Source organism: Rhodobacter maris (assembly GCF_900217815.1).
GTDB classification, from domain to species: Bacteria; Pseudomonadota; Alphaproteobacteria; order Rhodobacterales; family Rhodobacteraceae; genus Rhodobacter; species Rhodobacter maris.
The window spans coordinates 43,290-57,432 of sequence record NZ_OBMT01000007.1 but is presented as its reverse complement, the minus strand read 5'-3'; the positions used below and the strand labels follow the sequence as shown (position 1 = coordinate 57,432).

Here is a 14,143-nt window from a genome sequence, read left to right as displayed (position 1 = left end):
AGGCCCCGCCCCCCGCGCGGGGCCTTCGTTTTTCTGGTTATGCAAACCGTTTACCGAACGGTAATTCAGCTACCGAACGGTAAACGGCACCGCGCCGCGCGCAGGCCTTGAATGGACGGTAAGCATAAATTATTTTTATTTATTTTCAATGATTTGCATCGGAAACCTCACGGGCCGCCGCCATCTTTTCCGCCTTGGCACAGCCCCTGCTCTTCAGGAGAAGACGGCCCGAAACGGTCGCCGCGAAACACCCTTCCCACGGAGAGACCCATGACCCGCAAGATCGCCATTTACGGCAAAGGTGGTATCGGCAAATCGACCACCACCCAGAACACTGCCGCAGCCCTTGCCTATTTCCACGACCAGCAAGTGTTCATCCACGGCTGCGACCCGAAGGCCGACAGCACGCGGCTGATCCTCGGCGGCCTGCCGCAAGCCACGGTGATGGACACCTTGCGCATCGAAGGCGCCGAGCGGGTCACGCTCGACAAGGTGGTGAAGACCGGCTTCAAGGACATCCGCTGCGTCGAATCCGGCGGCCCGGAGCCGGGGGTGGGCTGCGCCGGGCGCGGCGTGATCACCGCCATCGACCTGATGGAAGAGAACGAAGCCTATAGCGAGGAGCTCGACTTCCTCTTTTTCGACGTGCTGGGCGACGTGGTCTGCGGCGGCTTCGCCATGCCCATTCGCGATGGCAAGGCCGAAGAGGTCTATATCGTCGCCTCGGGCGAGATGATGGCGATCTATGCCGCCAACAACATCTGCAAGGGCCTTGCCAAATATGCCCGCCAATCGGGCGTGCGCCTTGGCGGCATCATCTGCAACAGCCGCAATGTGGATGGCGAAAAGGAATTCCTCAACGAATTCACCGCCGCCATCGGCACCAAGATGATCCACTATGTGCCGCGCGACAACATCGTGCAGAAGGCCGAGTTCAACAAGCAGACCGTGACCGAATTCCAGCCCGAAGCCAATCAGGCGCAGGAATACCGCGAGCTTGGCCGCAAGATCCTCGAAAACGAGGATTTCGTGATCCCGAAACCGCTCGCGATGGACGAGCTCGAAGCCATGGTCGTCAAATACGGCCTGATGGACTGACGCAACATCCCTGAGTTCATGGGCGCCGGTCTCCCGGCGCCTCCCCCCCTCTCGCATGGAGCAAGGCCGATGCCCTACCATGAGTTCGAAGTCTCCAAGTGCATTCCCGAGCGGAAAGAGCACGCCGTCATCAAGGGCCCGGGCGAGGATCTGACCTCCTGCCTGCCCAAGGGCTATCTCAACACCATCCCCGGCACGATCTCGGAGCGCGGCTGCGCCTATTGCGGCGCCAAGCACGTGATCGGCACGCCGATGAAGGATGTGATCCACATCTCGCACGGGCCGAACGGCTGCACCTACGACACCTGGCAGACCAAGCGCTACATCTCCGACAACGACAACTTCCAGCTCAAATACACCTTCGCCACCGACGTGAAGGAAAAGCACGTCGTGTTCGGCGCCGAAGGGCTGTTGAAAAAGTCGATGCACGAGGCCTTCGACGCCTTCCCGAACATCAAGCGCATGACGGTCTATCAGACCTGCACCACCGCGCTCATTGGCGACGACGTGGACGCCATCGCCCGCGAGGTGATGGAAGAGCGCGGCGATGTCGATGTGTTCGTGTGCAACTCGCCGGGCTTTGCGGGCCCGAGCCAGTCGGGCGGCCACCACAAAATCAACATCGCCTGGCTGAACCAGAAGGTCGGCACCGTCGAGCCCGAATATCTGGGCGAGCATGTCATCAACTACGTGGGCGAATACAACATCCAGGGCGACCAGGAGGTGATGATCGACTATTTCAACAAGATGGGCATTCAGGTTCTGTCGACCTTCACCGGCAACGGCTCCTATGACAGCCTGCGGATGATGCACCGCGCCCATCTCAACGTGCTCGAATGCGCCCGCTCGGCCGAATATATCTGCGACGAGCTGCGCCAGCGCTACGGCATTCCGCGGCTCGACATCGACGGTTTCGGCTTCCAGCCGCTCGCGGATTCGTTGCGCAAGGTCGGGCTTTTCTTCGGCATCGAGGACCGCGCCGAGGCGATCATCGCCGAGGAATATGCGAAATGGAAACCCCAGCTTGACTGGTATCGCGCGCGGCTCGAGGGCAAGCGTGTCTGCCTCTGGCCGGGCGGCTCCAAGCTCTGGCACTGGGCCCATGTCCTCGAAGAGGAAATGGGCGTCAAGATCGTCTCGGTCTACACCAAGTTCGGCCATCAGGGCGACATGGAGAAGGGCGTTTCGCGCTGCGGCGAAGGCGCGCTCGCCATCGACGATCCGAACGAGCTCGAGTCGGTCGAAGCGATCGAGATGCTCAAGCCCGACATCATCTTCACCGGCAAGCGCCCGGGCGAATTCGTGAAGAAACATGGCGTGCCCTATCTCAACGCCCATGCCTATCACAACGGCCCCTACAAGGGCTTCGAGGGCTGGGTGCGCTTTGCGCGCGACATCTACAACGCGATCTATTCGCCGATGCGCCAGCTTGCGCTGGTCGACATCTCCGCGCCGGATGCCGAGATCACCTCGGGCTTCCGCACCGCGAAGATGAATGCCGATGTGGCCGTGCCCGATGCGCTCAAATTCGACGCGCGCCTGCACGAATACACCGGCAAATATGACTCGATCGCCGAGATCCGTGCCCGCAACCAGGCCTATGCCGCCGAACAGAAGGCGGCGCGTGCCGCCACCGCCGCCGAGTGAGGAATCCATGAAAGACATGAACGAAAAGCTCGACATGCTGGTCGATCACATCATGAAGAACTGCCTGTGGCAGTTCAACTCGCGCGGCTGGGACCGGCTCAAGCAGAATGCCGGCATCCTGAGCCAGACCTGCGAGATCCTCTGCGGCGAGGAGCCGGCGCACGAAACGCCGCTTGACCGCTGCTACTGGGTCGATGCGGTGATCCTTGCGCGCGCCTACCGCGCCCGCTTCCCCTGGATCCACGCGCTCTCCAAGGCCGAGCTGAAGGAGATCTTCGCCGCGCTGCACGAGAAGATCGACCACCTCACCGTGCACGGCTCGCTCAATACCGAGCTCACCGTCCCGCATTACTGACCCGCATCACTGAAAGGAATACCGAAATGACCTGCCAGGTTACCCAGAAGGGGCGGGAAGGCACGATCAACCCGATCTTCACCTGCCAACCCGCCGGGGCGCAATTTGCCTCCATCGGCATCAAGGATTGCATCGGCATCGTGCACGGCGGCCAGGGCTGCGTGATGTTCGTGCGCCTCCTGATCTCCCAGCACATCAAGGAAAGCTTCGAGATCGCGTCTTCCTCGGTCCATGAAGACGGCGCGGTGTTTGGCGCGCTTGATCGCGTTGAAACCGCGGTCGAGGTGCTGCTCACCCGCTACCCGGATGTGAAGGTGGTGCCGATCATCACCACCTGCTCGACCGAGATCATAGGCGATGACGTCGACGGGCTGCTCTCCAAGCTCGAGGATGAACTGCTGCCCACCAAGTTCCCCGGGCGCGAAGTGCATCTGATGACGATCCACTGCCCCTCCTTCGTCGGCTCGATGATCACCGGCTATGACAAGGCGGTGCATGATTTCGTGAAGAAATTCGCGACCAAGGATGAGCCCTCCGAGAAGATCAACCTGATCACCGGCTGGGTGAATCCGGGCGATGTGAAGGAGCTCAAGCACCTGCTCGACGTGATGGAGGTGAAGGCGAATGTGCTCTTCGAGGTGGAAAGCTTCGACAGCCCGCTGATGCCGAACCTCGACCATCATTCGCACGGGAACACCACGATCGAGGATCTGCGCGACACGGCGAACGCCAAGGGCACGATCGCGCTCAACCGCTATGAGGGCGGAAAAGCCGCGGAGTATCTGCGCAAGAAGTTCAAGGTGCCCTCGGTGATCGGGCCGCCCCCGGTTGGCATCCGCAATACCGATGCGTTCCTGAAATCGCTCTCGGAGATGACCGGCCAGCCGATCCCGGCGAAACTCGTGGAAGAACGCGGCATCGCGCTCGATGCGATTGCCGATATCGGGCACATGTTCCTCGCCGACAAGCGGGTGGCGATCTATGCCAACCCGGATCTGGCAATCGGGCTCACCGAGTTCTGCCTCGATCTGGAGATGAAGCCGAAATTGCTTCTGCTCGGCGATGACAACTCCCAATATGTCAAGGATCCGCGGGTGAAGGCGCTTGAGGAAAACGCGCCCGATCTGGAGATCGTGACGAACGCCGACTTCTGGGATCTGGAAGACCGGATCAAGAACAAGGGGCTCGAGCTCGACCTGATCCTCGGCCATTCGAAAGGCCGCTTCATCTCCATCGACTACAAGGTGCCGATGGTGCGCGTGGGCTTCCCCACCTATGACCGCGCCGGCATGTATCGCCACCCGGTCGTGGGCTACGGCGGCGCCATGTTCCTTGCCGAAACGATGGCGAACACGCTGTTTGCCGACATGGAGGTGAAGAAGAACAAGGAATGGATCCTCAACGTGTGGTGACGGCATCGCCATACCACCTGCCGGGCCGCCACGGGTGGCCCGGCCCTTTCCCTCACCCCCGGAGCCTTCCCATGCAGATCGCGCTTTATCTCGATGATACCGACACCCCCGTTTCGCTCACGGAGCCGGGACGGCTCTGCCTTTATGAGGGCACGGGCCAGGACTGGGCACTGATGGAGGAATGGCCCGTCGAGCTGCCGCGCTCGGGGGGCATTGCGGGGCTGCGCGCCGCGGTCGAAAAGATGGTCTTCGCGCTCGCCCCCTGCACCGTGCTGATTTCGTCGGAGGTGCGCGGCTATGTCTATGCGCTGCTTCAAGAGCAGTATGGATTCAGCGTCTGGAAATCCGCGGGCTCGGTTACGGCGATGCTCACCTCGGTCGAAGCGGGGGAGATCGAGCGGCTCACGGCGCAGGCACAGGCCGAGGCCTGCGACTGTTCGAGCCAGTCGGGCTGCGGTTCCTGCGGCTCGGCCCGCCTGGTTGCGATCACGCCGCCCCCCGCGGTGCTGGCCGAGATCCGCCCCGATGGCTCGCGGTACGTCGACCTCGCCCGCGCGCTGGCCGAGGACGCGCGGCACAATTCGCGCTCGGTGCTGGGGCCGATCCTCTCGGCCACGCCGTTCCGCCCGCTCACCATCCGCATGGATCATCCGCCACGCTGGCTCGCGCGCGCGGTGAAATCGCTCGGGCTCGAACGCCACGAGGAACGGCGCGACGGCGCGCTTTTCATCACCCTCATCCAGCCAGTGGCCGCGGAGGTTGCGCCATGAGGGAGGTGCTCGTCTTCGCCTACGGGCTCGACCTCCACCCCGAGGAGATCGCGCGTTTCTGCCCCTCGGCCAAACCGCGCGCCCGGGCCACGGCGCAGGGCTGGCGGCTTGGTTTCTTTGGCTATTCGCGGGTCTGGGACGGGGCGGAAGAAAGCCTGATCCCCGACCCGGAAGCCTCGGTGCCGGGCGTGCTTTATGCCGTCGCCCCTTCCGAGGCCGAGGCGCTCGAAGCTGCACGCGGCGTCAAGCTCAACGGCACCGGGCGGTATTTTCACACCCCGATCGAAGTGGTGACGGAAGAGGGCGAGGAGATCGGCGCCGTCGCGCTGATCAAGACCGAGCGGCGGGCGGAACAGCCGCCCAGCCGCCCCTACCGCGACCGCATCGCCGAGGGAGCGGAGCGGCACGGCCTCTCCCCCGCCCATGTCGCGGCGCTGCGCGCGCTCCCTGTAACCGACCCCGCCTATCCGGTGCCGATGGCCATCACTCTGCCGATCTTCGCCGGCTCCTGCTGTTGAAAGGAACGACCATGACTGTACCCCATGCGCCCTCCGAGCGCACCCGGCTCAAACGCTATCACTGGCTTGCCGCCTATGACCGCGCCACCATCGACGCGATCATCGACGCCGCGCTCGTGTGCCATGTCGGCTATGTGCATGAGGGCACGCCGATCGTGACGCCGACCTGCCACTGGCGGCTTGACGATTACATCTACTGGCATGGCTCCTCTGCCAGCCGGATGCTGCGCAATCAGGCGACGGGGGTGCCGGTCTGCGTTTCTATCACCCATCTCGACGGCGTGGCCTTCTCGCGCGCGGCCTTTGATCACAACATCCTTTATCGTTCGGTGATGGCGTTTGGCAAAACCGAGCTGGTCGAGGGCGCCGAAAAGGAAGCTGCACTGGCCGCCTTCGTCAACCGGCTCGCGCCGGGGCTGTGGGATTACGCCCGCCCGCCCACCGAGCAGGAATGGAAGGCCTCGAAGGTGATCCGCATGAAGCTCGACGAGGTCTCTGCCAAGGTCGCCGCGGGGCTCCCCGAGGAGGACGAAGCCGATATGGCGCTCGATCTCTGGGCCGGGCATGTGCCGGTGCGGATGGTGACGGGCGACCCGGTTCCCGATCCGAAGCTGCGCGAGGGCATCGAGATGCCCGATTTCGTGCGGGATTTCCGGATCTGAGCGGCGCGGCGGCGGCGCTCAGAGGGCCTCGGGGCAGGCCGCAAGCACCGCCGCCACCAGTGCTTCGAGCGGCGCGGTGCCGTTGAGTTCAAGCACCGGCTCGGCGCGCCCCGCAAGCCAGGCGCGATGGCGCGCAAGCGAGCGGCCGGAGAAATAGGGGTCGTCATAGCCCGCCGCCCATTTCAGGAATTGCGCGTGCGACACACCCATGTCGCCGCCCGCCTTGATCCGCTCGCCCCAGCGCGCGGCCTCGCGGCGGCGGATCCGGGCCAGCCGCACCGGGGCGGGAGCGGTCAGAAACACAATGAGACCGGCGCCTGCAATCGCGGTATCGCCCCAGCCATCGGCCGAGCCTGCAAGCACCCAGCCGCCCTCCTCGCCCTGCCCCAGCTGCGCCGCGGCAATCAGCGCGAGCCGCTCCTCGACGGGGCGCTTGGTGGTGAATGGCGGCTCGGTCGGCGCCCAGTAATAATCGTCGGTGTCGAGATAAGGCACGCGCAAAGCTTCCGCCACCGCGCGCCCGACGGTGGAGGTTCCCGTTCCTGCGGCGCCGGTGATGTAGACCCGCGCCGCCATCGCCTCAGTCGTCGCCCTGGGCATCCGCGCGCGATTTCCCCGCCACATCCATCGCCAGAGTCGCCGCCATGAAGGCGTCGATATCGCCATCGAGCACGCCCTGCGTATCCGAGGTCTCGTAGCCCGTGCGCAGATCTTTCACCATCTGATAGGGCTGCAGCACATAGGAGCGGATCTGGTTGCCCCAGCCCGCATCGCCCTTCGCCTCGTGCTGGGCGTTGATCGCGGCATTGCGCTTGTCGAGTTCAAGCTGATAGAGCCGCGCGCGCAGCGCGATCATCGCCGCCTCGCGGTTCTGGTGCTGCGATTTCATCGAACTCGTTACCACGATATTGGTCGGCAAGTGGGTGATCCGCACCGCCGAGTCGGTGGTGTTGACGTGCTGTCCGCCCGCCCCCGAGGAGCGGTAGGTGTCGATGCGGATGTCATTGGCGGGAATGTCGATCTCGATATTGTCGTCCACCACCGGATAGACCCAGACCGAGCTGAAGGAAGTATGCCGCCGCGCCGCCGAGTCGTAAGGCGAGATCCGCACAAGACGGTGCACGCCCGATTCCGACTTCAGCCAGCCATAGGCATTGGGCCCGGAAATCTTGTAGGCCACGGAACGGATGCCCGCCTCGTCGCCCGCCGTTTCCGATTGCAGCTCGACCGTGTAGCCCTTCTTCTCGGCCCAGCGCGTATACATCCGCGCCAGCATCGAGGCCCAGTCGCAGCTTTCCGTGCCGCCCGCGCCTGCGTTGATTTCAAGGAAGGTGTCATTGCCGTCCGCCTCGCCGTCGAGCAGCGCTTCCAGCTCCTTCGCGGCGGCCGTTTCCTTCAGCGCGCGCAAGCTCTTTTCGGCCTCGGCGATGATTTCGGGGTCTTCCTCCATCTCGCCAAGTTCGATCAGCTCGACATTGTCGGTCAGCTCCCGGTCGATCATCCGGTAGGTTTCAAGCTTGTCCATCAGCATCTGCCGCTCGCGCATCAACTTTTGCGCCCGCGCCGGGTCGGACCACAGATCGCCATCCTCGATCAGCGCGTTGAATTCCTCAAGCCGGTGCGGCGCCGTCTCGAGATCCATCCGCTGACCGAGCAGTTTCAGCGACTTGCGGATCGCGTCAACGATATTGATCATCTCGGCGCGCATGAAAGCTCCTCCTTGGGTTCGGGTTTCTCTACAGCCCGACGCCGGTTGGAGCAAGAGGGGCACAGGCGCCAAAGCGCGCGGCAGGGCGCAAGCTTGCGGCCAGCGCCTAGAGCTTTTGCAAGGCGAGCCGGATCGCCCGGTTGTCGCCGCGTTTGAGCACCCAGGCGCCGAATCGCCGTGCGAGTTTCAGATGCCCCTTTTGCACCGCACGGTCAAAAAGCTCGCGATGATAGCGGGCAAAATCGCGCCGCGCGCGCAGGCGGCGGTAAAATTCCGCCTCGGTGAGCGTGCCGGCAAGTGCCGCAAGAATGATCGGGCTCAGGATCCCCATCTGGCTCAGCGAGGAGCCGAGCCGGTGGCCCAGAAGCGGCGCCCGCAGCTTCATCACATTGGGGGCGGTAAAGCGGTTGGCATGACCTGCATCAAGCGGCTCATAAGGGTCATAGAGCAAGAAGATCCGCCGCGCCGCGCTTGAGACCCGGGCCGCATCACCGTATTTGCCAGAGAAATCGGCGTCCCACACCACCTTGTAGCGCATCTCAAAGGGGACGACGGCGCGATCCACCGTCGATTGCGGCGAGATCGCCACCACATCGGCCCCTGGACAAGCGCCCGAGAAGGCACAGGCGGCATAGCCCCCCATCGAGGCACCGTAAAAAACCACGCGCTCGAACTGCGCGAAAAAGCCCTCTGCCGCGAGCCGGTCAAATTCATCGCTCACCCAGCGGTCGCGATACCAGGTCCAGCCGCCCGCCATCACGCCAAGCATCGACCACCCCTGTTTTTCGATGAACTCGAACCCCCAGGGGCGCCGGTCCTCGCGCTTTGTCATCGCAATGTCGAGGTTGTCGAAGCTGACGACGAGGGTTTTCCCGCGCGGAATGTAAAGGAAACTATGCGTACTGTTCCCGGTATAGAAGCCTTCGGGCCCGGCGAGGCCGCGCGCGATTTTCCCCCAGCCGTGATCGGTGGCCTGCGGCGCGGGCGGCGCCGGGGTGAAGCGGACGCGCCGCACCTGCTTGCCATCGCGCGGGCCAAGCTCGGCCAGGATCTCGGTCTCGCCAAGTTCCTTCAGGAAAGGAAAGCTGCCGGTGCCCTTGCGGATGTCGAGAACCATCCGGCTTTCGGCATGAAGGGCCGCACCAAGCACCGGGGCCAGATGCTTGATCTTGTGCCGGTCGCCCCAGCCCGCAAGGTTGAAAATCAGATCGACCGGGCGCAGATCGCGCAGATCGCGCCACACGCGCACCCGCCCGGGGGCGATCCCCGCCGCTTCAAGCGCGGCACGGTAGGGCACGACCCAGTCCGACGGCGCCGCGGGCCAGCGGCCATCCGCCGCCATGTCGATCAGCGCGATGTCGCATTCCCACAGATCATGCGCCGCGATCACCTGATCGAGGGCGCCACCGCCCAGATCCGCCACTGTGGCGACCCGCTCAAGCCCCGCCAGAGCGGCGATCCCGGCGCCTGCGCTCACCTCATTCCTCCGCGTCGGTCTCGGGCGCGGCGCCTGCGGGCAGTCTGAGCGGCGCAAGCGCGGGGTCGATGCCGTGTTTCTTCAGAAGTCGCCCCACCATCGAGCGCGGCCGCGGCACGCCGTCAAATTTCTCGATCAGCCGTGCGCGCATCCGCCGCCCGTAGAAATGGATCGAATAAGTGTCGGGCTTGATATGGCTTTTCCACTCGTAGCCGGGGCGCAGCATGAGCGCGCGATCAGCATATTCAAAGGGGTAAAGCGTCCAGATCGGCATCGCATGGCGCACCTCTCCGGTGGTTTTGAGAAAATGCGTGATCGCATGCGGCCCCCAGACCCCCCAAGGCATCTCGCCGGCATGAACCGGCTCACCGGCGGCCTTCTTTTCCTCAAGCTCGCGCTGATACTCGTCGCCATACCAGCTCGGGATCGCATATTCGTCAGAGGTGAAACCGAGCAGCGCCTGCAGGGTTTCGCTGTCTGGCGGCAGGCCCAGCACGCCGCCGTTGATCCCCTCGGCGCTCTCCCAGGCGTAAAAATGCCCGGTCTCGGTCTCGAAGGGTTTTACGCAATAGGCATCGGTATCCGCCCAGATCGTGCGGTCGTTCTTGGCGAGCAGATGATAGCGAAACAGATCCGAATGCAGCGCCGGGCTGTTGGTGCGGCCGTGGCGCAAAAAGTTCTCCTGCGACAGCACCTCATTGGCATCGGCCATCTCGCAGCCCTCGGGGGCATTGTCGATCGGCTCATAGGAATAAAGCTTCACGTGATGACCGACATCGAGAAAGGATTTCAGGCAGAGCTGCTCGAGGTAGCTCAACGACCCTCCGATCCACAGAGCCGCGATCTGATAGTCATGCGCCATGGCGCGCCTCTCCTCGGTGCTTCGCCAAATGCTTCGTTTTCCGGCATCTATTCAGAAAGCCGGAAGCCTGCCAACGGTTTTCGGCGCCCGTGCGCGTTTGCCTTGTCGCGGGGCTGTGTTAGGAAGACCGAAACGAGAGGGCGGAATGGCACAGGCGAGTGGCGCGATCTTCGCGCGGGAGATGGCCGGTTCGGATGCGCAAGCGCCGGCGATGCTCGACGCGCTCGAATGGGAGGAACCGGCCGAGGCGGGAGCTGGTGCCCTGCGTCAGCTCAGGCTTTTCCTTGCCGGACCCGCCAGTGCCGCACAGCTGCCCGATCAGCCCGAGGGCTGCGTCGAGGTACTGGAGCGGCGCGAGGTCTCGGGCGGCGTTATGGTGGTGGCGCGCGCCCCGCTCGAAGGGCCGCTGAGCATCGCGCTTGCGCCCTCCGCGCCGGACCCGGCCATGCCGGACACCAAGCCTGCGGTGCAGATTGTTTCGCTCTCCCCCGCCACGCCCGAGCGTGCGGCCTTTGCCGGGCAGAATTGCCTTTTCGGTCAGCGGCTCGAAGAGAGTGCCGAAACGCTGGTGGACTGGCTCTCGTGGCATCACGACTATCATGGCGCCACCGCTGCGGTGGTACTCGACCGCGCCCCGCCCGAGAGCCCGGCGCTGCGCGGCGCGGATCTCGCACAGGCCATCGCCGCAGGGTTGGAAGCGCGCGAACTCACCATAACCGTCGCCGTGCTCACCTCTCCCCTGCCGCTGGGCAAACCCGGCCTCGGCCCCGAGAGCCACCCGTTCCTCGCGCCCGATGCGCCGGGCAAGGACCGGATGGAAGTGCCCGCCCCCGACCCCTGGCGCGCGCCGCTCGGGCAAGGCCTCGTGTTCGAGACGGTCAAATGGCGCTTTCTCGCAGATGCTCGGGCCGTGCTCACTCTTGATGTGACAGACCTTCTCAGCCCCCGCCCGCATGGCGCCCCCTCGGCCTTTGATGCCTGCGTGGCGGCGCAATCGGGCGTGGTGCTGCTTGTGGGCCGCCGGATCTACCCCTGGCGGGTGCGCAACGGCCAGCCCGAGCGGTTCTCCGATCATATCTGCCGCCAGTTCGATGCCCGCCGCGGTATTGCGCGCTGGGGCGTTGCGCCCGCAAAGGCCGGGCTTGAGGCGACCTGGCGGGCGATCCGCGTGGCCTATGCCAAGCCCGACCCGCAGAGCATCTTTCCGTTCTGGCGCGCAATGGGGATCCGGGTGCCGGGTCGCGCCGCCTCGGAGCTTGCCCCCAAGACCTCGCTGATCGAGGATGCGCAGCTTCTGGAGCTCGCCACGCAGGTCTGGGGCGCCAAGCCGATCCGTCCGCCCGTTTCGGCCCCCAAGCCCGCCCCCACACGCGCGCTGGATGCCGGGCGCACCTGCATCGTCACCACGATGAAGAACGAAGGCCCCTTCATCCTCGAATGGATCGCCTATCACCGCGCCATCGGCGTCGAGGATTTCCTGATCTATACTAACGACTGTACCGACGGCACCGATGCGATGCTCGACCTTCTGGAGCGCAAGGGGATCTGCCAGCACCGCGAAAACCCGTTTCGCACCATGGATCTGCCGCCCCAGCATGCGGCGCTTCAGGCGGCCGAAGCGGAGCCGCTGATCCAGAATGCGGGCTGGGCGATCTGCATGGATGTCGACGAGTTCATCGACATCAAGATCGGCGATGGCACGCTCAAGGCGCTTTACGAAGCGATGGGCGAGGCCAACATGATCTCGCTCACCTGGCGGCTCTTTGGCAATGCCGATGTGCATGAGTATGAAGACAAGTTCCTGATCGAGCAGTTCACCGCCTGTGCGCCGGAAATCGTGCGCAAGCCGCATCAGGCCTGGGGCTTCAAGACGCTTTTCCGCACGATCGACATTTACAAAAAGCTCGGCGTGCACCGCCCCAAGGGGCTGATCCCCGATCTCTGGGATCAGGTCAAATGGCTCAACGGCTCGGGCCAGCCGATGCCGAAGGAGATGTTCCGCAATGGCTGGCGCTCGACGCTCGAGACCTATGGCTACGATTGGGTGCAGCTCAACCATTACGCCGTGCGCTCGGCCGAGAGCTTCCTTGTCAAGCGCGACCGCGGCCGGGTGAACCATGTCGACCGCGATCAGGGGCTGAACTACTGGTTCCGCATGAACCATAACGCGGTCGAGGAGCGCTCGATCCAGCGCATGCTGCCGCGGCTCCGCGCCGAATGGGACCGGCTGATGGCCGACCCCGAGATCCGGGCCGCGCATGACGTTTCGGTTGCCGCGCATCGGACCAAGATTGCCGAACTCCGCGCCACCGAGAATTACGAGAAGTTCTACGGTGAGCTCTGCTCGGAGCGGTTCGAGAAGCTCTCGCGGATGCTGCATCACTTTGGCTCGGCGGTGTTCAACGCGGGGCCCGGCGTGGTGCCCGAAGACCTGCACCTGCGCGAACTGCCGCCCGATTTCTTCTTCACCGTCACGCATGAAGGGGAGGCAGAGCATTGAGGCCGCTCCTGCGCGGGGCCTGAGCAATGCGGGCGCTTGCGATCCTGACCGTGAAGAACGAGGCGGCCTTTCTTCTGGAATGGCTCGCCCATCACCGCGCCGTGGGCTTTACCGATTTCCTTGTGTTTTCGAACGATTGCTCGGATGGCACCGATGCAATGCTGGACCGGCTGCAGGACCTCGGGCAGCTCACCCATCTGCGCAACCCCGGCCCCTGGTCCGAAGGCCCGCAATGGGCCGCGCTGAAAACCGCCGAGCGGCACCCCCTTCTGGCCGCGGCCGATTGGGTGCTGGTCTTCGACATCGACGAATTCGTCAATATTCATGTGGGCGACGGCACGCTGGGAGCACTTCTCGCCGCGCTCCCCGAGGCCGATGCGATTGCGCTCACCTGGCGGATGTTCGGCAATGGCGGCCTGGTCGATTACGTCGACCGCCCGGTGACCGAGCAATTCTCCCGTGCCGCGCCGCCCGGGATGCTCTGGCCCTGGCGGGCGAGCCTGTTCAAGACGCTCTTTCGCAACACCGGCGCCTATCGGAAGCTTGGCGTGCACCGGCCCCGGGCACCGGTCGAAGCGCGTATGGAGGCCATACGCTGGGTCGACGGATCGGGGCGGAGCCTGCCCGAACGCTATCGCAGGCAGGGACTTTTCACGCCGCTGGGCGAGACCCCCTGGGGGCTGGTGCAGCTCAACCATTATGCGCTCGGCGCGATGCAGAGCTACGTCCTCAAATGCGACCGCGGCCGGGCCAACCGCGAGGCCTCCGCCTTCGACATCAGCTACTGGGTCGAGCGTAATTTCTGCACGGAGGAAGACCGCTCGATTGCCCGTTACGCGACCGCCACAGCGGCGGGAATGGCCAAGTTGCGTGCCGATCCCTTGCTCGAGAGGCTGCACCATGCCGCCGTCGCCTGGCGGCGGGCACGGCTTGTCGAGCTGATGCGCGACGAACCGTTCCGCGCGCTCTTCGGGCGGTTGATGCTGACCCCGCCCTCGCGCCCGCTGCCGCCACCGCTCGCCGCGAGGATGCGCGCTCTCGCACTGGCGGCGGCGGCCCGCCCCGTCCCGCAGGATCCGCATGCCTGAGCGATCAGCACGGAGGCGGAAACAATCTTTCTCTCCTGCGATTACC

The 14,143-nt window shown here is 64.5% G+C and carries 13 protein-coding genes; 9 read left to right on the top strand and 4 right to left on the bottom strand.

Annotation, left to right across the window (positions count from 1 at the left end; translation table 11 throughout):
* Window positions 1-270 precede the first annotated feature (270 nt).
* The 7 genes from nifH (at window position 271) to CRO22_RS10920 (ending at window position 6,462) form a co-directional block, all read left to right on the top strand.
* Window positions 271-1,098 (top strand): nitrogenase iron protein, encoded by an 828-nt coding sequence (nifH, locus tag CRO22_RS10950; protein ID WP_097070193.1) that lies wholly within the window; start codon window positions 271-273, stop codon window positions 1,096-1,098.
* A gap of 69 nt (window positions 1,099-1,167) precedes the next feature.
* A complete protein-coding gene (anfD, locus tag CRO22_RS10945; protein ID WP_097070192.1) occupies window positions 1,168-2,745 on the top strand; it encodes a nitrogenase iron-iron protein, alpha chain in 1,578 nt (525 codons plus the stop codon).
* A 7-nt stretch (window positions 2,746-2,752) separates the two neighbouring features.
* Window positions 2,753-3,100 (top strand): Fe-only nitrogenase subunit delta, encoded by a 348-nt coding sequence (anfG, locus tag CRO22_RS10940; protein WP_097070191.1) that lies wholly within the window; start codon window positions 2,753-2,755, stop codon window positions 3,098-3,100.
* Between the two features lie 26 nt (window positions 3,101-3,126).
* Window positions 3,127-4,512: a Fe-only nitrogenase subunit beta gene (gene anfK, locus CRO22_RS10935; RefSeq protein ID WP_097070190.1), complete on the top strand. Its 1,386-nt coding sequence runs from the start codon at window positions 3,127-3,129 to the stop codon at window positions 4,510-4,512.
* 71 nt (window positions 4,513-4,583) lie between these two features.
* Entirely contained in the window at window positions 4,584-5,282 is a 699-nt protein-coding gene (anfO, locus tag CRO22_RS10930) for a Fe-only nitrogenase accessory protein AnfO (RefSeq protein ID WP_176518624.1), read from the top strand.
* Entirely contained in the window at window positions 5,279-5,800 is a 522-nt protein-coding gene (locus CRO22_RS10925) for a gamma-glutamylcyclotransferase family protein (protein ID WP_097070188.1), read from the top strand. The genes anfO and CRO22_RS10925 overlap by 4 nt, the downstream gene beginning before the upstream one ends.
* An 11-nt stretch (window positions 5,801-5,811) precedes the next feature.
* On the top strand, window positions 5,812-6,462 hold the full coding sequence (locus CRO22_RS10920; protein ID WP_097070187.1) for a pyridoxamine 5'-phosphate oxidase family protein: 651 nt from the start codon (window positions 5,812-5,814) through the stop codon (window positions 6,460-6,462).
* Window positions 6,463-6,480: 18 nt separating this feature from the next.
* On the opposite strand, the gene CRO22_RS10915 is transcribed toward CRO22_RS10920, so the two are convergent.
* The 4 genes from CRO22_RS10915 to CRO22_RS10900 all read right to left on the bottom strand — a co-directional run bounded on the left by CRO22_RS10915 (window position 6,481) and on the right by CRO22_RS10900 (window position 10,509).
* Window positions 6,481-7,062 (bottom strand): AAA family ATPase, encoded by a 582-nt coding sequence (locus tag CRO22_RS10915; protein WP_245860950.1) that lies wholly within the window; start codon window positions 7,060-7,062, stop codon window positions 6,481-6,483.
* Window positions 7,043-8,170 (bottom strand): peptide chain release factor 2, encoded by a 1,128-nt coding sequence (prfB, locus tag CRO22_RS10910; protein ID WP_097070185.1) that lies wholly within the window; start codon window positions 8,168-8,170, stop codon window positions 7,043-7,045. The genes CRO22_RS10915 and prfB overlap by 20 nt, the downstream gene beginning before the upstream one ends.
* 106 nt (window positions 8,171-8,276) lie before the next feature.
* Window positions 8,277-9,647: a hypothetical protein gene (locus CRO22_RS10905; RefSeq protein ID WP_097070184.1), complete on the bottom strand. Its 1,371-nt coding sequence runs from the start codon at window positions 9,645-9,647 to the stop codon at window positions 8,277-8,279.
* Between the two features lies 1 nt (window position 9,648).
* Entirely contained in the window at window positions 9,649-10,509 is an 861-nt protein-coding gene (locus tag CRO22_RS10900; RefSeq protein ID WP_097070183.1) for a glycosyltransferase family 32 protein, read from the bottom strand.
* Window positions 10,510-10,654: 145 nt separating this feature from the next.
* Here CRO22_RS10900 and CRO22_RS10895 point away from each other — a divergent pair, with 145 nt between their 5' ends.
* Both CRO22_RS10895 and CRO22_RS10890 read left to right on the top strand, forming a co-directional pair.
* Window positions 10,655-13,009 (top strand): glycosyltransferase family 2 protein, encoded by a 2,355-nt coding sequence (locus CRO22_RS10895; protein WP_097070182.1) that lies wholly within the window; start codon window positions 10,655-10,657, stop codon window positions 13,007-13,009.
* 26 nt (window positions 13,010-13,035) lie between these two features.
* Window positions 13,036-14,097, top strand: a complete 1,062-nt coding sequence (locus CRO22_RS10890; protein ID WP_097070181.1) for a glycosyltransferase family 2 protein — start codon at window positions 13,036-13,038, stop codon at window positions 14,095-14,097.
* Window positions 14,098-14,143: the final 46 nt, after the last annotated feature.